The organism is Pseudomonas cerasi (genome assembly GCF_027983475.1).
GTDB lineage: Bacteria > Pseudomonadota > Gammaproteobacteria > Pseudomonadales > Pseudomonadaceae > Aquipseudomonas > Aquipseudomonas cerasi.
Genome location: NZ_JAQJVM010000001.1, coordinates 1,587,158 through 1,606,445 on the forward strand (window position 1 = coordinate 1,587,158; position 19,288 = coordinate 1,606,445).

Below are 19,288 nucleotides of genomic sequence, written 5' to 3' on the forward strand. Positions count from 1 at the left end.
AAAAGGAAAAACAATCAAAATGGCAGGTCGAGGTCCGGCGCAACTTTCTTGAGTTCTGCGTGGAACACGTCCTTGATACGCTGCAATTCGGCCTCGGTTTCGGCTTCAAAACGCAGCACCAGTACCGGCGTGGTATTGGAAGCACGAACCAGACCCCAGCCCTTCGGATAGTCCACACGGACACCGTCGATGGTGGTCAGTTTGGCATCGCCCCACTGCGCATCCGTTTCAAGGGCCTTGATGATGCTGAACTTGGTGACATCCGTCACCTTGATGTTGATTTCAGGCGTCGAAATATCGTTCGGGAAGGTCTCGAACAGGTCTTCGGCATTGGCCTTTTCCTGGCTGAGGATCTCCAGCAGGCGTGCTGCGCTGTAGATGCCGTCATCGAAACCGAACCAGCGTTCCTTGAAGAAGATGTGGCCGCTCATTTCGCCTGCCAGCAGCGCACCGCTTTTCTTCATTTCTTTTTTGATCAGCGAGTGACCGGTTTTCCACATCACCGGACGACCGCCATGTTCGCTGATCAGCGGAGTGAGGCGGCGTGTGCATTTCACGTCGAAAATGATGTCGGCACCCGGATTGCGCTTGAGCACGTCCAGCGCGAACAGCATCAACAGGCGGTCCGGGTACACCACGTTGCCCGCGTTGGTCACGACACCGACACGGTCGCCGTCACCGTCGAAGGCCAGGCCCAGGTCGGCACCGGTTTCCTTGACCTTGGCAATCAGGTCCTGCAGGTTTTCCAGCTTGCCCGGATCCGGGTGATGGTTGGGGAAGTTGCCGTCCACTTCCGCGAACAGCGAGATCACTTCACAGCCCAGCGCTTCGATCAGTTGCGGAGCGATCACGCCTGCCGCGCCATTGCCGCAGTCGACCACGACCTTCAGCTTGCGCGCCATGACGATGTCATTCTTGATCTGCTGGAAGTAGCGATCAAGGATGTCGACTTTGGTGATGCTGCCTTTCTGCGACGTCAGGTTGTTGGTCTTGATGCGCTCGTGCAGTGCCTGGATCTGCTCGTTGGCGAGGGTGTCGCCGGCGATGACGATCTTGAAGCCGTTGTAGTCCTTGGGGTTGTGGCTGCCGGTCAGCATGACGCCGGTCTTGCCGGCCAGCACGTTGGCTGCGTAATACAGCGCAGGCGTTGGCACCAGGCCCACATCGCTGACGTGGCAGCCGCTGTCGTGCAGACCTTGAATCAGTTGCTCTACCAGTTCAGGGCCGGAAAGGCGACCGTCGCGGCCAACGCTGACGTTGGGTTCGTTCTGCGCCAGGCTTTCAGAGCCAATGGCGCGGCCGATCCAGTAAGCCGTTTCAGCGTTGAGGGTGTCCCCGACCACGCCACGAATGTCGTAGGCACGGAAAATAGTCTCGGGAAGGTTGGGTGCCACGGATGCTGGGCTGTTCATAGCGAGGTTATGCTCCGATCTCAGGAAGTCCTGGTTTTCGTCGAGAAGGTCGATATCAAGGATATCGGTATCTTGAAACAGCGGATCGGTCCAGTCGGTGCGTGATGCAGCCACGGTGGACGAAGCACTGCCTTTGGCAATATCTGCATCGCGCTGCTCGCCCGCCGCCAGGACAGGCGCTGCCTGAGGCTGACTACGAAGCGAGACACGAGCAAGTGCCTGAGCCAGACCACTAAGGGCCGGGAGGCTCAAACCGAAGGGTTTGACGGCTTTTCCGCGTGAGAGTTCTTGGAGCAGCTGATCCAGTTGCCGTGCGTCGGCGCAAATACGCTTCTGCAGGGCCCGTTCATTGCGGTGCAAGCCAAGCAGCACGCCCGCTGCAGCGATAATCAATGCCAGCAGCAGAAGCATCACGGATGGAGAGGTTTTCAGCCCGGGACCGGGCGTGAACTCGAGTTTCCAGCCTGGATAACCGGTATCGAAGGCCTGGGCTTTGCCGTCATCGGCCTGACCGCGCTGCAGGAAAACCTGAGCAGGCCCGCTGCCGAATTGCTGGCTGAGCACCACTTGCCCGGCATCGGCAGGCAGCGTCGGCAAGGCATTGAGCAAGCGCTGCAGGTCAAAGGCCAGCAGCAATGTACCCATCACCGGCTGAGTGGCAGTGGCACGCACCGGTGCGGCGCTGTAGATCAACCAGCGCTCGCCGACCTTGCGCGCCTCCGGGGCGACCGTCTCACCTTGTGCGGCCTTGTTGAGCATGTCCAGGGTGGCGAAACTGACGGGCAGTGCGCCTTGCGTGTCCACATCGGCCAGCCCCTTGGAGTACAGCCGAGCGCCTGCAAGGCCGTCCCAACGGGTAAATCGCTCCTGAGCGGCCAGCAGGGCAGCGGCGTCATTACTCTGAAGCGTCTGCACAAGCGCTGCACCGGAGGCTGCCGACTGGGTGTCCGCGTTGATCTGATGCAGCGCCAGACCCACCGCTGCTGCCTGACTGCCGCCCCAGGCCTGAACAAGCTGGTCCTGTTGCTGCGGACCGGTGGCCAGAGCTGTCCAGACCAGTGCCGCAGCAATCAGCAGGCCGATGGCGGCAGGCACCAGGCCAGGCGCGAGTCCTTTGAGGCTCGCAGCCGGAGGCGAGTTATCGGCGGGTATGGCGTGCTGTGAAGCGCTGTGCTGACTACCTTTCACCGACCTCTCCCTGAGTCTTGTCCCGAACCCGGATTATGTGCCGAATGGCGATCAATGACTGCCGGAATGACCGAAGCCGCCAGCGCCACGCTGACTTTCGTCGAACGCTTCAACCAGCTCGAAATGCGCTTGTACGACCGGCACCAGGACCAATTGGGCGATGCGCTCGCCGACGGCGATGTTGAAGGCAGCCTGGCCGCGGTTCCAGCAGGAGACCATCAGTTCGCCCTGATAATCGGAGTCGATCAGGCCCACCAGATTGCCCAGCACGATGCCGTGTTTGTGGCCCAGGCCGGAGCGCGGCAGGATCAGCGCAGCAAGGCCCGGATCGCCAATGTAAATCGACAGGCCGGTAGGGATCAGCAGGGTCTGCCCCGGTTCGAGGACCGTGTCCTCCTTGAGCATGGCGCGCAGGTCCAGGCCAGCCGAGCCGACAGTGGCGTAGGCCGGCAGCGGGAATTCGTTGCCAATGCGAGGGTCGAGGATCTTGGCTTGTAGAGCGTGCATTCGTAGTTAAACCTGATTCATGCGGTCGGCGATAAAAGTGACCAGCTGGCGGGCAATCTTGGCCTTGCTGGTCTGGGCAAAAAGCGTTGCGTGCAACGCCCGGTCAATCACGCTGCAGGCGTTTTCCTCGCTGTTGAAGCCGATACTCGGGTTGGCGACATCGTTGGCGACAATCAGGTCGAGGTTCTTGTCCTTGAGCTTGCGGGCAGCGTAGTCGAGCAGGTGTTCGGTCTCGGCGGCAAAGCCGACACTGAAGGGGCGATCAGGGCGGGTTGCGATGGTCGCCAGAATATCCGGATTGCGCACCATCTGCAGCAGCAAGCCGTCACCGTTCGAAGGATCTTTCTTCAATTTGTGCGGGGCAACGACTTCCGGACGGTAGTCAGCCACGGCTGCAGAAGCGATGAACAGGTCGCAGGGAATGGCCGCCTCGCACGCTGCCAGCATGTCGCGGGCGCTGACCACATCGATGCGCGAGACGCGATCAGGCGTAGGCAGGTTGACCGGCCCGGTGATCAACGTGACGCGAGCGCCGGCCTCCACAGCCGCTTCGGCCAGAGCAAAGCCCATTTTTCCCGAGCTGTGGTTGGTGATGTAGCGCACCGGGTCGATGTTTTCCTGGGTCGGGCCTGCGGTGATCAGCACATGCTTGCCGGTCAGCGTCAGGCGCTGGAAGCAGTCGGCCGCGCACTGGGCCAGGTCGTCGGCCTCCAGCATGCGCCCGAAGCCGACATCGCCACACGCCTGACTGCCGGACGCCGGCCCGAACACACGAAAATCGCGCTCTTCGAGCAGACGGGTATTGGCCTGCACCGAGGCGTCGCGCCACATTGCCTGGTTCATCGCCGGGGCAATGGCGACGGTCGCGTCGGTGGCCAGCACGATGGTGGTCAGCAGGTCGTTGGCGATGCCTTGCGCCAGGCGCGCGATGAGGTCGGCGGTGGCCGGTGCGATGAGGATCAGATCGGCCCACTTGGCCAGTTCGATATGGCCCATCGCGGCCTCGGCGGCCGGGTCGAGAAGGTCCAGGTGCACCGGGTGCCCGGACAGGGCCTGCATGGTCAGCGGGGTGATGAACTCTGCACCGCCCCGGGTCATGACCACACGCACTTCAGCGCCCTGATCGCGCAGGCGGCGGACCAGCTCAGCGCCCTTGTAGGCCGCGATGCCGCCGCCGACGCCAAGAACGATGCGTTTTCGATACAGCCGCTGCATAGACCTGCCTTTTTGGTCAAGTGAACACACAACGGCCATGACGCCTCCCCAGGCCAGATCGTCGTGCAAAAAAGATGGGCTAAGATAGCACAGCGACCGCACCGGAACAGCGGTGCCCAATCACATGGAGGTGCTATGAGTATTCGCAGTTGGCCCGCGGCTGAACGCCCCCGGGAACGCTTGTTGGAGTTGGGGGCGGCAAGCCTTTCCGACGCCGAGTTGCTGGCTATCTTTTTACGCACCGGCGTGGCTGGAAAAAGCGCCGTAGATCTTGCGCGTCATCTGCTGAATCAATTTGACGGGCTCAGACCGTTACTGGATGCGGATCTGTCGGCATTCACCTCGCAACTGGGGCTTGGGCCCGCCAAGTTCGCTCAGTTGCAGGCGGTCATGGAAATGGCGCGTCGGCATATGGCCGAGTCCTTGCGCCGTGAGTCAGCGCTGGAAAATCCGACCCAGGTTCGCAGCTATCTCAAGGCCCTCCTGCGGCATGAGCCGCACGAAGTCTTCGGCTGCCTGTTTCTCGATAACAAACACCGGGTCATGACCTTCGAGATATTGTTTCGCGGGACGATCAACGCGTCCTACGTGCACCCGCGCCAGGTGGTAAAACGAGCGATGGCGCATAACGCTGCGAGTCTGATCCTCTGCCACAACCATCCTTCCGGTATCACCACGCCCAGCCGTTCCGACATCGACCTGACCAAGCGCCTCAAGGAAGCGCTGATGCTGGTGGATGTTCATGTGCTTGACCACGTGATCGTGGGAGACGGTGAGCCATTATCGATGGTGGAACGCGGGTTGATGTAAAGAGCTGACGCAGAGCAATGTGCGCGATGGGGCGGGCACCCGGATTATCGCTCCCACGCTCTGCGTGGTAATGCCGTTCTGGACGCTCTGCGTCCGATCTTCAGAGGGTCGTGCCAATGCAGGCATTGGCACGACGTCACCCAGAGAGCCTCAGGTCAGCCAGGGGACTTACTTGACCTGCACTTTATAGAAATCCTGCCTGCCGAACGGGCTGACCTGATAGCCAGTGACATCCTTGCGTACCAGGGCTGCAGCCGTCGGGTGGGCGAGGGGGATCCACAGTGCCTGCTGTTGAATCTGCTGCTGGGCCTGGTGATACAGCTTGCTGCGTTCGGCCTGGTCACTGACTGATTTACCGTCTGCGATCAGCTTGTCCAGTGTCTTGTCGCAATAACGGGCGAAATTGGTGCCCGACTGCACGGCTGCACACGAGAACTGCGGGGTCAGGAAGTTATCCGGGTCGCCATTGTCGCCTGCCCAGCCCATGAACAGCAGGTCATGCTCGCCAGCCTTGGCGCGGCGAATCAGTTCGCCCCACTCAATGATCTTGATCTCGGCATCAATGCCGACCTGCTTCAAGTCAGCCTGCAACAATTGAGCGCCCAGGCTCGGGTTCGGGTTCAGCAGGCTCCCGGAAGGTCGCGTCCAGATAGTGGTCTTGAAGCCTTCCTTTACACCGGCCTTGGCCAACAGCGCCTTGGCCTTGGCAACATCGTGCTGATAGCCAGGCAGGTCCTTGGCGTAACTCCAGGTATTGGGCGGATAAGGACCATTGGCTTTTTCAGCGGTGCCTTCGAACACGGCTTTCAGGTAATTGTCCTTGTCGAACGCCAGGTTGATGGCCTGGCGAACTTCCGGCTTGTCGAACGGCGGGTGCTGGCTGTTGATCGCGACAAACGCGGTCATGAACGCTTCAGTCTTCTCGACCTTGAGCGAGTCGTCCTTGCTGGCTGCCTGAATATCCAGAGGTTTGGGCGAGAGCGCTATCTGGCATTCGTCCTGACGGATTTTCTGCAGGCGCACATTGGCGTCCGGCGTGATGGCATACACCAGCGTGTCGATATCAGACTTGCCGGCGAAGTAATCGTCGAACGCCTCATAGCGCACCGCGGCGTCTTTCTGGAAGCGCTTGAACACGAACGGCCCGGTGCCGATCGGCTGGCTGTTGAGTTTTTCCGGCGTGCCCGCCTTCAACAGCTGCGCGGTATATTCGGCTGAATAGATCGAGGCGAAACCCATGCTCAGCGTGGCCAGGAAGGTCGAGTCCGCATGGTTGAGCGTAAAGCGCACGGTGTGTGCATCGGGCGCTTCGATACTCTTGATCAGCGCGGGCAACTGCATGGATTGCGCATGCGGAAAACCGCTCTGGGCGATCTTGTGCCACGGGTTCTGCGGGTCGAGCATGCGCTGGAAGCTGAACAGCACGTCATCCGCGCTCAGCTCGCGAGTCGGCTTGAAATAGTCAGTGGTGTGGAATTTCACTCCGGCGCGCAGCTTGAAGTCGTAAGTCAGGCCGTCTTTGGACACGGTCCAGCTTTCTGCCAGGCTCGGCACCAGCTTGCCGCTCTTGGCATCGAAGTCCACAAGGCGGTTCATCAGCACGTCGGCCGATGCGTTGGTGGTGGTCAGCGAGTTGTACTGTACAACGTCAAAGCCCTCGGGGCTGGCTTCGGTGCAGACCACAAGGTTCGATGCCTGGGCAGCGACGGGAAGCAGGAGTGGAACGAGTAGAAATGGGAGTGCAGCTAGGCGCATGGCGTTATTTCCTGTTCAGAAAGGGCCCCATCTGCCGGCGCAGTCTGGTGAGGGACTAACCCTAGACCATGTACTGGCGCAGAACAATCGTCTCGGCGCGACGAGCGGTCGATTTGCCTGTGCCCCCGCAGTGCTTGAGCATACCGCTGCGCGAGGCGTGATCATTCGGGTCAAAGTGCTTTGCCTGTTGTTGTGCCGAAGGCTTTCTGGTATAAAGCAGCGCTCTTTTCTAGGGGCCCGGTTCCTTCACTGTAGGTGTAGCCGGTAAGACCCTTAAAGAAACGCGGCGCCTGGCGCCAAATGACTGAGAGATTAAGCGGCCAACCCATGCCGGGTTGGGCATGTGGTTTTAGAGGGCTGAGGCATGTCGAGAGTATGTCAAGTTACCGGTAAGGGTCCGGTGACTGGGAATAACATTTCCCACGCAAACAACAAAACCCGTCGTCGTTTCCTGCCAAACCTGCAGCATCACCGCTTCTGGGTTGAAGGCGAGAAGCGTTTTGTTCGTCTGCGCGTATCTGCTAAAGGCATGCGTATCATCGACAAGCGTGGCATTGAAGTTGTGCTCGCTGAACTGCGTCGCGACGGCAAAATTTAAGGGAGAAAATCATGCGTGAATTGATCCGTTTGGTGTCGAGCGCTGGTACAGGCCATTTCTACACCACCGACAAGAACAAACGTACTACCCCGGATAAAATCGAAATCAAAAAATTCGATCCGGTTGTACGCAAGCACGTGATCTACAAAGAAGGCAAAATCAAGTAATTGATTCTGTCGGCTACAAAAAAACCCGCCTTGGCGGGTTTTTTTGTGCCTGCGTTCCTGGCGTAGCTGCCAGCAGTATCCAGGCAGCAAAACGCCCGACGCGATGCGCCGGGCGTTTCAAGCATGTGAAGCTGCTGTCGGGCGACGAAGGTACGGTCGCCTGATCAGCCGAAGCTGAAGCCGGCCACCAGACCGTCCTTGTCGACATTGACGTACAGACGGTTCGGGTTGAGGTCCTGGGTCGTGATGTCGCCAGGGCCGATCACCTTCTGAAGACCGGTAATTTCGCTGATATAGGCTTTGACGGTAGGCACATAGCGGCTGCCTACAAGGTACTGAAGCGCTTGGGCGATAACTTCGTTGGTCATTTTCAAAATCCTTTTTGAGTGAATGTCCTCACTGGACGCGCTCAGAATCCTCCAGAAAACCCGATGTGATGCGGTACTTATTTATCTGCAGCCGCCTCAAACACCACATAAATCTTGCGGCATGTTTCCAGCACCTCCCAGGTGCCCTTGAAGCCGGCCGGAATCACGAAGCGGTCGCCTGCGCGCAGGGTTTTCGCGTTGCCCTGCTCGTCGCGCAGGACTGAAACACCCTGCACAATCTCGCAATACTCGTGTTCCGAGTAACTCACCTGCCACTGCCCGGGCTCGCCATTCCAGACGCCCGCGCTCATCTGTCCGCAGGGGCTGTTGTAGTGGTTGTAGAGGGTTTGTGCCGGATCGCCCTTGAAGACCTTTTCCGGTGCAGGGCGATAGTGCTCGGCGGCGGTGCTGGCTTCACTGAAGTCGACGATGCTTTCGATGCTCATGAGGGGGCCCTTGTCCTGAATGCGTTGAAGGTTTGACGTGCGTGCAGTGCGTTAGTGCCTCGGCGCGCGTGCTGAGCTGTTTAATAAAATCAACATAAAGGCACCGTAGCGGCTATTTATGTCAAATATATTGGTTTTGTCGGGCCGCTGGTTTAGGGTAACGGCCGTCCTGAAAAATTTCAGATTGTGTCTTTAATCAACCATGACACACCCACATTCAACAAGAGGAGGACATGCAAATGACCACCCTGACTCGTGCTGACTGGGAGCAACGCGCCCAGAATTTGAAGATCGAAGGCCGTGCCTTCATTCAAGGTGAATACACCGCAGCCTCCTCCGGCGAGACGTTTGACTGCATCAGCCCGGTCGATGGCCGGATGCTTGCCAAGGTTGCCAGTTGCGATACCGCTGACGCACAACGCGCGGTCGACAGTGCGCGCAGCGCCTTCAACTCCGGTGCCTGGTCGCGACTGGCTCCGGCCAAGCGCAAAGAAACGATGATCCGTTTCGCCGAGCTGCTCAAGCACAATGCCGAAGAACTGGCTTTGCTTGAAACCCTGGACATGGGCAAGCCGATTGGCGACTCGTTCGGCGTCGACATTCCCGGTGCCGCCAGAGCCCTGAGCTGGAGCGGCGAGGCCATCGATAAACTGTATGACGAAGTCGCGGCAACGCCTCATGACCAACTGGGCCTGGTAACGCGCGAGCCGGTGGGTGTCGTGGCCGCCATCGTACCGTGGAATTTTCCGCTGATGATGGCCTGCTGGAAGCTGGGCCCTGCGCTGTCCACTGGCAACTCGGTCATCCTCAAGCCATCGGAAAAATCTCCGCTGACGGCCATTCGTATCGCACAACTGGCCATTGAGGCGGGTATTCCTGCGGGCGTACTCAACGTGCTGCCTGGCTATGGCCACACCGTCGGCAAGGCGCTTGCCCTGCATATGGACGTGGACACCGTGGTCTTCACCGGCTCGACCAAAATCGCCAAGCAGCTGATGATCTATGCGGGCGAATCGAACATGAAGCGCGTGTGGCTGGAAGCCGGCGGCAAGAGCCCGAATATCGTCTTTGCCGACGCGCCTGATCTGCAGGCCGCCGCCAGCGCCGCCGCCAGCGCGATTGCCTTCAACCAGGGCGAAGTCTGCACCGCCGGTTCACGCTTGCTGGTCGAGCGCTCCATCAAGGATCGCTTCCTGCCGATGGTGATCGAGGCGCTGAGCGCCTGGAAGCCCGGCAACCCGCTCGACCCTGCGACCACCGTAGGCGCGCTGGTCGATACCCAGCAGATGAATACCGTGTTGTCCTACATCGAGGCGGGGCACTCCGATGGTGCCAAGCTGGTTGCGGGCGGCAAGCGCATTCTGCAGGAGACCGGCGGCACCTATGTCGAGCCGACCATTTTCGACGGTGTGAACAACGCGATGAAAATCGCTCAGGAAGAAATCTTCGGCCCGGTGCTTTCGGTGCTGACGTTCGATTCTGCCGAAGAGGCGATCCAGATCGCCAACGACACGCAGTATGGCCTGGCGGCTGCCGTATGGACCTCGAACATCTCCAAGGCACACCTGACCGCCAAGGCTTTGCGCGCAGGCAGTGTATGGGTCAACCAGTACGACGGCGGCGACATGACCGCACCGTTCGGCGGCTTCAAGCAGTCGGGCAACGGTCGTGACAAGTCGCTGCATGCGTTCGACAAATACACCGAACTGAAGGCGACCTGGATCAAGCTTTAGTCATTTGCCTATCGCTCCCAGGCTCTGCGTGGGCGTGTAGTTCTGGGACGCTCCGCGTCCGGTCTCGCGTTTGCGGCGTGGCGCAGATTTGTGACGCGGAGCGTCACGCACGGCATTCCCACGCTGGAGCGTGAGGAACGATAACCTTAACTATCGTGCGACGCTCCGCGTCGCATGCCGTTCTGGACGCTCCGCGTCCTGGCTTGCGTTTGCGGCGCGGCGCAGATTTGTGACGCAGAGCGTCACGCAAGGCATTCCCACGCTGGAGCGTGAGGAACGATAACCTTAACTATCGTGCGACGCTCCGCGTCGCATGCCGTTCTGGACGCTCTGCGTCCGGTCTTGATTGTGCAGTGAGGGCAGGCAGGAGCTTGAAAATGCGTTGGGGTACTTATTTTGCTGTGCTGGCGTCCGTGCTGGGCGTTGGTCTGGCAATGGGCGTCAGCATGCCGCTGGTTTCATTGCGGCTGGCAGGCTGGGGCTATGGCTCGTTCGCCATTGGCATCATGGCGGCGATGCCTGCGGTGGGCGTGCTGCTCGGCGCGGCGCTGGCCAGTCGTCTGGCGGCGCGCTTCGGCACGGCCAATCTGATGCGCCTGTGTCTGTGGGCCGGGGCGTTTTCGGTCGGCGCGCTGGCGCTGCTACCGTATTACTGGATCTGGCTGGTCTTGCGCCTGACCCTCGGGGTCATTCTGACCATCGTCTTCGTGCTGGGTGAAAGCTGGATCAATCAGCTGGTCATCGAGCGCCTGCGCGGGCGTCTGGTGGCGCTGTATGGCAGCACCTACGCATTGAGCCAACTGGCGGGGCCGCTGCTGCTCGGCGTGATCGGCACCGAAGCCGACTATGGTTTCTGGATTGGCGTGGCGCTGCTGGTCGGCTCACCGTTTCTGCTGCTGGGGCGCACCGGCGCGCCGTCGACCGAATCCTGCAACGTGACGTTTGCCGATCTGTCCGGCTTCTGTCGCGGCATGCCTGCCATCGCCTGGGCGGTCGCCCTGTTTGCTGCGTTCGAAGCGCTGATCCTCACCCTGTTGCCGCTTTACTGCATACGCCACGGCTTCACCCCGGAAATCGCCCTGATCATGGTCAGCGTGGTGGTGGTCGGTGACGCGCTGCTGCAACTGCCGATCGGCATGCTCGCCGACCGCATTTCACGTCGCGCGATGTTCACCGGCTGTGCCGCCTTGCTGCTGGCGTCCAGTCTGCTGGTGCCATTGCTGATCGACACTGTTCTGATCTGGCCGCTGTGGACCGTCTTCGGTGCCAGTGCCGGTGGGCTGTTTACCCTGTCGCTGATTCTGATCGGCGAACGCTATCGCGATGATTCGCTGGTCCGCGCCAACGCGCATGTCGCTCAACTGTGGGGCATCGGCTGCCTGCTCGGCCCGTTGATAGCCGGCGCGGGCAGCCAGTGGGTCAGCGGTGAGGCCTTGCCGCTGATGATGGCTGCAGGTGCCTTGGGCCTGCTGATACTGATCCGGCGACGCGGCGCGTTCGGCGATGCGCAGGCTGCGCCCGCTTAAAGCATTCTTTCCAGGCCGATGGCGCGGCTCATCCACGCATTGAAACGCCGCCACCAGTCGCCCGGTTCGGTATGCAGTGTGTGGATCTGGCCGTTGTCTTCGGTCACCCACACCACTTTGCCGTCCTCCAGCCGCGCTTCGTAGGTGAGTGACGGGGCCATGCCCTGCAAGGTCAGTTCGCGCAGTTGTTCGGCCAGTTGCGGGCTGTCGACCAATACGCCCACTTCGGTATTCCACAGCACAGAGCGCGGATCGAAGTTGAATGAGCCGACAAAGACCTTCTGCCGATCAAAGATCATCGCCTTGCTGTGCAGGCTCGATTCGGAACTGACCAGAGAATGGCTTTTCTTGAACAGATGCGGACCGCTGCCGCGCATCGTCTCGGTATCGCCAGGCTGTCGGCGCAGCTCGAAGAGCTTCACGCCATGCTCCAGCAGTGCCTTGCGGTACGGCGCATAGCCGCCATGCACGGCAGGCACGTCGGTGGCTTCCAGGGAGTTGGTCAGCAGGCTGACATTGACACCGGCATCGGCCCGTCCGGTCAGGTACAGCAAGCCTTCCTGGCCCGGCACAAAGTAGGCCGAGATCAGCATCAGTTCCTTGTGCGTGTTCAGCAGTTCAGGCGCCAGTTGCGTGGTCAGCAGCAGGTGCGGATCAGGCTCGCCCTGCGCCAGTACCTTGGTCGGTGCATCCCACAGCGCCTGGTTGTACGCCCAGACCAGCTCGTTGAGCCAGGTTTTCATGCGCGGCTGGGTCTTGTAGGCCATCAATCGCTCATACAGCGCCTTGTGCTGCTGGTGCGCCTGCTCCAGAGAATCGTCCAGCTTGCGCCGGGCATCGGCCAGATCCTCTCCGTCTGGCCGGAAATAGATGAACTCATCGATAGGCTTGCTGAGTGTGCTGTTCCAGTACTGGTCGAAGCTGTGGCCGAGCTGCTCGGCCACCGGCCCCACGCTGAGCATGTCGATATCGGTGAAATTCAGGTTCGGCTCGGCATCGAAGTATTCATCGCCCAGGTTGCGCCCGCCGACGATGGCCACGCTGCTGTCGGCCAGCCATAGCTTGTTGTGCATGCGCCGGTGCTGGCGCGACAGGTTCATCAGGCGCCCGAGGCTGCGGGTGATGCCGGTCTCGCGCCCCAGGTTTTGCGGGTTGAACAGGCGAATCTGAATGTTCGGGTGAGCGGCCAGGGTGGCGATGGCCTGATCCAGACCGTCGCTGGTGGTGTCGTCCAGCAGGATACGCACGCGTACGCCACGGTCTGCCGCCTTGAGCAGTTCATCGATCAGGGCGCGCGTGCTCAGGCCGTCGTGGACAATGTAATACTGCAGATCAAGGCTGCTTTTGGCATTGCGGATCAGTTCGGCGCGAGCCTTGAAAGCGTCACTGCTGTCAGGCAGCAGACGAAAGCCAGAACGTCCCTCGTGGGGCATGGCCATGGCCTGGATCGAACGGCCGAACGCGGAGCCTGAAGACGGCATGGCCTGGCTTGGCTCACTGGCGACCTGTTGATGCGCGCAACCGCTGACGCATAACGCAACCAGCAAGCAAAAGGGCAAGGCCCATGAGTTATTCAAATTGATCTTCCGCGTCTGGACATGGCTCGACTTGGCGATATGACCCGCAAAACCGGGAAAGATTTGCCCGCATCAGTCAGTTTGCGCATTCAGTAGTGCAATTGTCTCGCCCACGATACGCACAGCGCTCTCGATTTCGCGGTTGGGTTTGGTCGCGAAGTTCATGCGCATGCAGTTGCGGTACTTGCCCGATGCCGAAAAGATACTGCCCACAGCGATCTGCACACCCTTGCCCAGCAAGGCGCGGTTCAGGCGCAGGGTGTCGAAGCCTTCGGCCAGTTCCACCCACAGCATGAAGCCGCCTTGTGGCCGGCTGGCGCGGGTGCCTTCAGGGAAGTAGCGCATCACCCAGTCGATCATCTGGTCGCGACTGCGCTGATATTGGCTACGCATGCGCCGCACATGTGGCTCGTAATGGCCGCCTTCGATGAAGTCGGCGATGGCCAATTGTGGCTGCGGGGCGGTCGAGCCGGTGCCGATGTATTTCATGTGCAGCACCTGCTCCAGATAGCGGCCCGGCGCTACCCAGCCGATTCGCAGCCCGGGCGCCAGGGTCTTGGAAAACGAACTGCACAACAGCACGCGACCGTCCTCGTCGAAGGATTTGATGGTGCGCGGGCGAGGGTAGTTGTAGGCCAGGTCTCCATACACATCATCTTCGATGATCGCCACGTCGAAGCGCTGCGCCAGGGTCAGCAGTGCCCGCTTGCGTGCTTCAGGCATGACATAACCCAGCGGGTTGTTGCAGTTGGGCGTCAGCTGAATGACCTTGATCGGCCATTGTTCCAGCGCCAGTTCCAGTGCTTCGAGGCTGATGCCGGTCAACGGGTCGGTAGGGATTTCCATGGCTTTCATGCCCACGCCCTTGAGCGTTTGCATGGCGCCGAAGAAGCTTGGCGAGTCCACCGCCACGATGTCCCCCGGCGAGCAGATGGCCCGGACACTCGCTGACAGCGCTTCATGACAGCCATTGGTGACGATCAGGTCATTGGCGGTCAGGTTGCAGCCCGAGTCGAGCATCAGCCTGGCAATCTGCTCGCGCAGCCTGCGCACGCCGTAGATGTTGTCGTAATACAGGCCCGGCATGTCCTGATGGCGACTCAACTGACTCAGCGCGCGCATCAGCGGTTTCAGGGTCGGGCTGGTGACATCGGGCATGCCGCGCCCCAGTTGCGTGACGGCTTCAAGAGGTGCCACGCGAATCAGGTCCAGTACCTGATCCCATTGAGAGATATCCACAGGCCGCTGCACAGGCCTGCCGACCGCTGGCAGCGCAGGGGCTTTTCGGCTGACCGAGACGAAATAGCCGGACTTGGGTTTCGGCGCGGCCAGCCCATTGTCTTCCAGCACCCGATACGCCTGCTGCACGGTACTCAGGCTGACGCCATGTTCGACGCTCAACGCGCGCACTGAGGGCAGGCGGTCGCCGGGGCGATAGAAGCCGTTTTCGATGCGCGAGCCGAGCAGTTCGGCGAGGTTGACGTAGAGCGTCATGGCGTACTCTCAGAAATTCGAACGCGTTAAAGCAATACAGATTGGCCGAAAATATAGCATTCAGTGGCGTTTTTGAATCTTCTGTATGGAAAATATAAAGGACTTTTGAATCTGTATTGGTTTTGCTGTTCGCTGCATCATGAACCCACACCCACCCAGGATGAGGGAGCAGGACATGAACGGGTTCAGCGATGTGCGCCTTGCGCTTCACAGCCATGAATTGAATGAGTATCGGCCAGCGGCGGTCAAAACGGTCCGCTCGAACAAGGCCGATCTGTTGGCAGGCATGGGGCGCTGGGCACTGTATCGCCATCGCTGGTTGTCACGCCGTACCTTGCTGACACTGACGGACGACCAGTTGCGCGACATCGGACTGGATTTCCGCCAGGCGCGGGTCGAGGCGATGAAGCCGTTCTGGAGGCCCTGAGCCTAGCGCAGCTCTTTAAGGCGGTGCCAGAGCATGCCCAATGCCAGCAGAGGCGAGCGCAAGTGCTTGCCGCCGGGAAAGGTCATGTGCGGCACTTTGGCGAACAACTCGAAGCCATCGCTGTGTTGCCCGGCGATGGCTTCGGCCAGCAGTCGGCCTGCCAGATGCGTGGCATTCAGACCGTGGCCCGAGTAGGCCTGAGCATAAAATACGTTGGGGTGCTGCTTGAGCCGGCCAATTTGCGGCAGGCGATTGGCGCCGATGCCGATCATTCCGCCCCACTGGTAATCGATCTTCACTGAGGCCAGCTGTGGAAACACATCGAGCATCTTCGGTCGCATGTACGCGGCGATATCCTGAGGGTCACGCCCCGAGTAATGGCAGGCGCCGCCGAACAGCAAACGGCGGTCAGCAGACAGCCTGTAGTAATCCACTGTCACGCGCTGATCGCAGACCGCCATGTCCTGCGGCAACACTTCACGGGCCTGCGCGTCGCTCAATGGCTCGGTGGCGATGATGTAGCTGCCGGCAGGCAACACCTTGCCGCTGATTTCCGGATTCAAGTCATTGAGGTAGGCGTTGCAACCCAGCACCAGGGTCTGCGCCTGCACCGAACCGCCCGCTGTATGCACCCGGACCTGCGGGCCATAATCGATGTTCGTCACCGCTGAGTGTTCGTACAACTGGACGCCGAGCGACTGCGCCATAGCCGCTTCGCCCAAGGCAAGGTTCAACGGATGCAAATGCCCCGAGCCCATGTCGATCAGGCCACCGACATAGCGTGAGGAGCCCACCACGCTGTGCATCTCTTCGGGTTGCAGCAACTGCAGTGCATGGCGATAACCCAGGCTGCGCAACTCTTCTGCATCTTCGGCAAGGCTGTGCAGGTCGCGCGGTTTGTTGGCCAGATCGCAATAACCCCATTTCAGGTCGCAATCGATAGCATGCCGTTGGATGCGCTGACGTACGATCTCGACGGCCTCGATGCCCAGCAGCTTGAGCTGCCGCACGCCTTCGCTGCCGATGACATTGGCGAACTGTTCGACGCCATGACCGACCCCGCGAATCAACTGACCGCCATTGCGCCCGCTGGCCCCCCAACCGATCTTGCGCGCTTCGAGCAGCGCCACGCTGAACCCGCGCTCGGCCAGTTCGATGGCAGTGTTGAGTCCGGAGAATCCACCGCCTACCACGCACACATCCACCTTCACCTCACCTTGCAGCGCAGGATGATCCGCTTGCGCATGACTGCTGGCGGCGTAGTAGGAAGCAGGGTGCTGATCGTGACGAGTCGGGTGCTGAACGCGGGCGTTCATGAGCGTGTCCTGTTGGTGGCGGATGGCGTGTCGGGAGGATAAGCCGCTGTCATGAGCCTGCCAACTGAGGCAAACTTGCGGCCTTATGTATGAGTGGTCGAGTCAATGAGCTGCAACCGTCAGAAAATAGCGGATCTGCGTCGCCAGATTCCTTCGTTCGAGTGTGTGCCCGGCTGCCACGACTGCTGTGGGCCGGTGACCACGTCGCCCGAAGAAATGTCGCGTCTGCCGCGCAAGACGGCCGCCGAACAGGACGCTGCGCTGGACGAACTCAATTGCGTACACCTTGGTCCGCAAGGCTGCACCGTGTATGACGAACGCCCGTTGATCTGCCGCCTGTTCGGCACCACCGCAAGCCTGCCCTGCCCGAATGGCCGTCGGCCGGTCGAGTTGATCCATCCACGGGTCGAAAAGCAGATTCATGAGTACATGGCCTCGACTCGCCAGGTACTCGTATAGCGGGCAATCAGTCGGGAATCGGCAGATTCAGGCTCTCTTTGACTTCCTCCATGACGATGTAGCTCTTGGACTCACGCACGTGCGGCAGTTTGAGCAGGATATCGCCCAGCAGTTTGCGGTAGGACGCCATTTCGGAAATCCGCGCCTTGACCAGGTAGTCGAAGTCGCCGGACACCAGATGGCACTCCAGCACATGGGGAAGCTTCAGCACGGCACGGCGGAATTCTTCGAAGGTGTCGCCAGACTTGTAGTCCAGGCTGATCTCGACGAATACCAGCAGGCTGGCCTTGAGGCTTTGCGGATTCAGCCGGGCGGTGTAGCCCATGATGATCCCCTCGCGTTCCAGCCTGCGCACCCGCTCTGTACAGGGCGTAGTTGACAGGCCGACCCGCTCGCCAAGCTCGGTGAACGAGATGCGCCCGTCGGCCTGCAGGATGCGCAGAATATTGCGATCGATCTTGTCCAGCTCACGATTTGACTGGTGTTGAGTGCGCACGGGTCATTTCCCCTCTAGCAAAGCGTTTATCGCCGCGAATAAACACCAAATATAGATCTTTATACAGTGAGAAGCACTGCCCATTGCTCAATATACTGCGCACATCCTTGCTTAAAACTTCGAATTATCAGCGGATATCCGCGATGAGGTCATCGACATGCGCGTTCTGGTCCTGGGTAGTGGCGTTATCGGTACAACCAGTGCTTATTATCTGGCGCGTGCCGGTTTCCAGGTGACCGTCGTTGACCGTCAGCCTGCTGCCGCCATGGAAACCAGTTTTGCCAATGCCGGCCAGGTTTCTCCGGGCTATGCCTCGCCATGGGCTGCGCCGGGTGTTCCGCTCAAAGCGCTCAAATGGCTGCTGCAGCGCCATGCGCCATTGGCGATCAAGGCGACGGCGGATATCGATCAGTACCTGTGGATGGCGCAAATGCTGCGCAACTGCACGGCCAGCCGTTATGCCGTCAATAAAGAACGCATGGTACGCCTGTCCGAATACAGTCGCGATTGCCTGGATGAACTGCGCCTCGAGACCGGCATCGCCTACGAAGGGCGCAGCCTGGGCACCACGCAGTTGTTCCGGACCCAGGCCCAGCTGGACAACGCCGCCAAGGACATCGCTGTGCTCGAGCAGTCCGGTGTTCCTTACGAACTGCTGGATCGCGAAGGCATCGCCCGTGTCGAGCCCGCACTGGCCGGTGTGACCGGCATCCTCAGCGGTGCGTTGCGCCTGCCCAATGACCAGACGGGTGACTGTCAGTTGTTCACCACGCGCCTGGCGGAAATGGCCGTGGCGCTGGGTGTCGAGTTCCGCTACGGGCAAAACATCGAACGCCTTGATCACGCTGGCGACCGCATCAATGGCGTGTGGATCGACGGCAAGCTCGAAACCGCCGATCGTTACGTGCTGGCGCTGGGCAGTTACTCGCCGCAGTTGCTCAAGCCGCTGGGCATCAAGGCACCGGTCTATCCGCTGAAGGGCTACTCGCTGACCGTGCCGATCACCAACCCGGACATGGCACCGACTTCGACCATTCTCGATGAAACCTATAAAGTCGCGATCACCCGTTTCGACAACCGGATCCGCGTCGGTGGCATGGCGGAAATAGCCGGTTTTGACCTGTCGCTCAATCCGCGTCGACGCGAAACACTGGAGATGATCGTCGGTGACCTCTATCCTCAGGGCGGCGACCTGACCCAGGCCGATTTCTGGACCGGGTTGCGTCCGACCACGCCCGATGGCACACCGATTGTGGGTGCAACACCGTTCCGTAACCTGTTCCTCAATACCGGCCATGGCACTCTGGGCTGGACGATGGCGTGTGGTTCCGGTCGCTTGCTGGCAGACCTCATTGCCCGCAAGACACCCCGTATCAGTGCTGAAGGCCTTGATATCTCTCGTTACGGCAACACTCAGGAGAATGCACAGCATGTCAATCCAGCGCCAGCTCACCAATGAGCGCATGAGTCAGGTCGTTGTCCACAATGGCACCGTCTATCTGTCGGGCCAGGTCGGCAATGACATGACTGCGGATGTCGAGCAGCAGACCCGAGAGGTTCTGAACAGCATCGAGCGCCTGCTTGACCTGGCCGGCACCGACAAGACGCGTATCCTGTCGGTCACCATTTACCTGAAAGACATCAATGCCCACTTCGCCGGCATGAACAGCGTCTGGGACAAATGGCTGCCCAAGGGTTTCGCGCCTGCACGCGCAACGGTCGAGGCCAAGCTGTGCCAGCCCGAAATGCTTGTTGAACTGTCGGTGGTCGCCGCGCTGCCTTGAGCCTTTTTGC

19 protein-coding genes are annotated in these 19,288 nt (G+C 60.3%); 9 read left to right on the forward strand and 10 right to left on the reverse strand.

What is annotated here, in order from left to right:
* Positions 1-14 precede the first annotated feature (14 nt).
* From PI739_RS24725 to coaBC, 3 genes are read right to left on the reverse strand one after another with little or no spacing between them, the layout of a single operon-like run.
* On the reverse strand, positions 15-2,600 hold the full coding sequence (locus tag PI739_RS24725; RefSeq protein WP_054081213.1) for a phosphomannomutase/phosphoglucomutase: 2,586 nt from the start codon (positions 2,598-2,600) through the stop codon (positions 15-17).
* A gap of 51 nt (positions 2,601-2,651) precedes the next feature.
* A complete protein-coding gene (dut, locus tag PI739_RS06875) occupies positions 2,652-3,107 on the reverse strand; it encodes a dUTP diphosphatase (protein WP_003367474.1) in 456 nt (151 codons plus the stop codon).
* A 6-nt stretch (positions 3,108-3,113) separates the two neighbouring features.
* On the reverse strand, positions 3,114-4,322 hold the full coding sequence (gene coaBC, locus PI739_RS06880) for a bifunctional phosphopantothenoylcysteine decarboxylase/phosphopantothenate--cysteine ligase CoaBC (protein WP_003367473.1): 1,209 nt from the start codon (positions 4,320-4,322) through the stop codon (positions 3,114-3,116).
* A gap of 135 nt (positions 4,323-4,457) precedes the next feature.
* Here coaBC and radC point away from each other — a divergent pair, with 135 nt between their 5' ends.
* The gene (gene radC / locus PI739_RS06885) at positions 4,458-5,132 is read left to right on the forward strand and encodes a RadC family protein (protein WP_003432182.1); all 675 of its coding nucleotides are present in this window, start codon (positions 4,458-4,460) and stop codon (positions 5,130-5,132) included.
* Positions 5,133-5,300: 168 nt separating this feature from the next.
* On the opposite strand, the gene PI739_RS06890 is transcribed toward radC, so the two are convergent.
* Entirely contained in the window at positions 5,301-6,887 is a 1,587-nt protein-coding gene (locus PI739_RS06890) for an ABC transporter substrate-binding protein (protein ID WP_044309681.1), read from the reverse strand.
* A gap of 364 nt (positions 6,888-7,251) precedes the next feature.
* Here PI739_RS06890 and rpmB point away from each other — a divergent pair, with 364 nt between their 5' ends.
* Together rpmB and rpmG are read left to right on the forward strand one after the other, a co-directional pair.
* Complete coding sequence (rpmB, locus tag PI739_RS06895) at positions 7,252-7,485, forward strand: 50S ribosomal protein L28 (RefSeq protein ID WP_002551514.1); 234 nt, start codon at positions 7,252-7,254, stop codon at positions 7,483-7,485.
* A gap of 11 nt (positions 7,486-7,496) precedes the next feature.
* Entirely contained in the window at positions 7,497-7,652 is a 156-nt protein-coding gene (gene rpmG / locus PI739_RS06900; RefSeq protein WP_002551515.1) for a 50S ribosomal protein L33, read from the forward strand.
* A gap of 164 nt (positions 7,653-7,816) precedes the next feature.
* Here the strand turns inward: rpmG and PI739_RS06905 are convergent, their stop codons facing one another.
* On the reverse strand, positions 7,817-8,020 hold the full coding sequence (locus PI739_RS06905; RefSeq protein WP_003367470.1) for an I78 family peptidase inhibitor: 204 nt from the start codon (positions 8,018-8,020) through the stop codon (positions 7,817-7,819).
* 77 nt (positions 8,021-8,097) lie between these two features.
* A complete protein-coding gene (locus PI739_RS06910) occupies positions 8,098-8,466 on the reverse strand; it encodes a cupin domain-containing protein (RefSeq protein ID WP_002551516.1) in 369 nt (122 codons plus the stop codon).
* A gap of 239 nt (positions 8,467-8,705) precedes the next feature.
* Here PI739_RS06910 and PI739_RS06915 point away from each other — a divergent pair, with 239 nt between their 5' ends.
* A complete protein-coding gene (locus tag PI739_RS06915; protein ID WP_054081333.1) occupies positions 8,706-10,199 on the forward strand; it encodes an aldehyde dehydrogenase in 1,494 nt (497 codons plus the stop codon).
* Positions 10,200-10,576: 377 nt separating this feature from the next.
* A complete protein-coding gene (locus PI739_RS06920; protein ID WP_003367465.1) occupies positions 10,577-11,725 on the forward strand; it encodes an MFS transporter in 1,149 nt (382 codons plus the stop codon).
* On the opposite strand, the gene PI739_RS06925 is transcribed toward PI739_RS06920, so the two are convergent.
* Together PI739_RS06925 and PI739_RS06930 are read right to left on the reverse strand one after the other, a co-directional pair.
* Entirely contained in the window at positions 11,722-13,302 is a 1,581-nt protein-coding gene (locus PI739_RS06925; RefSeq protein ID WP_054081214.1) for a phospholipase D family protein, read from the reverse strand. The two genes, PI739_RS06920 and PI739_RS06925, sit on opposite strands and share 4 nt — an antisense overlap.
* Before the next feature lie 72 nt (positions 13,303-13,374).
* Positions 13,375-14,796: an aminotransferase-like domain-containing protein gene (locus PI739_RS06930; RefSeq protein ID WP_003432187.1), complete on the reverse strand. Its 1,422-nt coding sequence runs from the start codon at positions 14,794-14,796 to the stop codon at positions 13,375-13,377.
* A gap of 175 nt (positions 14,797-14,971) precedes the next feature.
* On the opposite strand from PI739_RS06930, the gene PI739_RS06935 reads away from it, so the two are divergent.
* The gene (locus PI739_RS06935; protein ID WP_054081215.1) at positions 14,972-15,223 is read left to right on the forward strand and encodes a DUF1127 domain-containing protein; all 252 of its coding nucleotides are present in this window, start codon (positions 14,972-14,974) and stop codon (positions 15,221-15,223) included.
* A 2-nt stretch (positions 15,224-15,225) separates the two neighbouring features.
* On the opposite strand, the gene PI739_RS06940 is transcribed toward PI739_RS06935, so the two are convergent.
* Positions 15,226-16,539, reverse strand: a complete 1,314-nt coding sequence (locus PI739_RS06940; RefSeq protein ID WP_054081216.1) for an NAD(P)/FAD-dependent oxidoreductase — start codon at positions 16,537-16,539, stop codon at positions 15,226-15,228.
* Positions 16,540-16,644: 105 nt separating this feature from the next.
* Here PI739_RS06940 and PI739_RS06945 point away from each other — a divergent pair, with 105 nt between their 5' ends.
* Positions 16,645-16,998, forward strand: a complete 354-nt coding sequence (locus tag PI739_RS06945) for a YkgJ family cysteine cluster protein (RefSeq protein WP_003314010.1) — start codon at positions 16,645-16,647, stop codon at positions 16,996-16,998.
* Positions 16,999-17,005: 7 nt separating this feature from the next.
* Here PI739_RS06945 and dadR read toward each other — a convergent pair whose 3' ends face one another.
* Complete coding sequence (gene dadR / locus PI739_RS06950; protein ID WP_003314011.1) at positions 17,006-17,494, reverse strand: transcriptional regulator DadR; 489 nt, start codon at positions 17,492-17,494, stop codon at positions 17,006-17,008.
* Positions 17,495-17,651: 157 nt separating this feature from the next.
* On the opposite strand from dadR, the gene dadA reads away from it, so the two are divergent.
* A complete protein-coding gene (gene dadA, locus PI739_RS06955) occupies positions 17,652-18,953 on the forward strand; it encodes a D-amino acid dehydrogenase (protein WP_003367454.1) in 1,302 nt (433 codons plus the stop codon).
* The gene (locus tag PI739_RS06960; protein ID WP_003432191.1) at positions 18,925-19,278 is read left to right on the forward strand and encodes a RidA family protein; all 354 of its coding nucleotides are present in this window, start codon (positions 18,925-18,927) and stop codon (positions 19,276-19,278) included. The genes dadA and PI739_RS06960 overlap by 29 nt, the downstream gene beginning before the upstream one ends.
* The last annotated feature ends 10 nt before the right edge of the window (positions 19,279-19,288 follow it).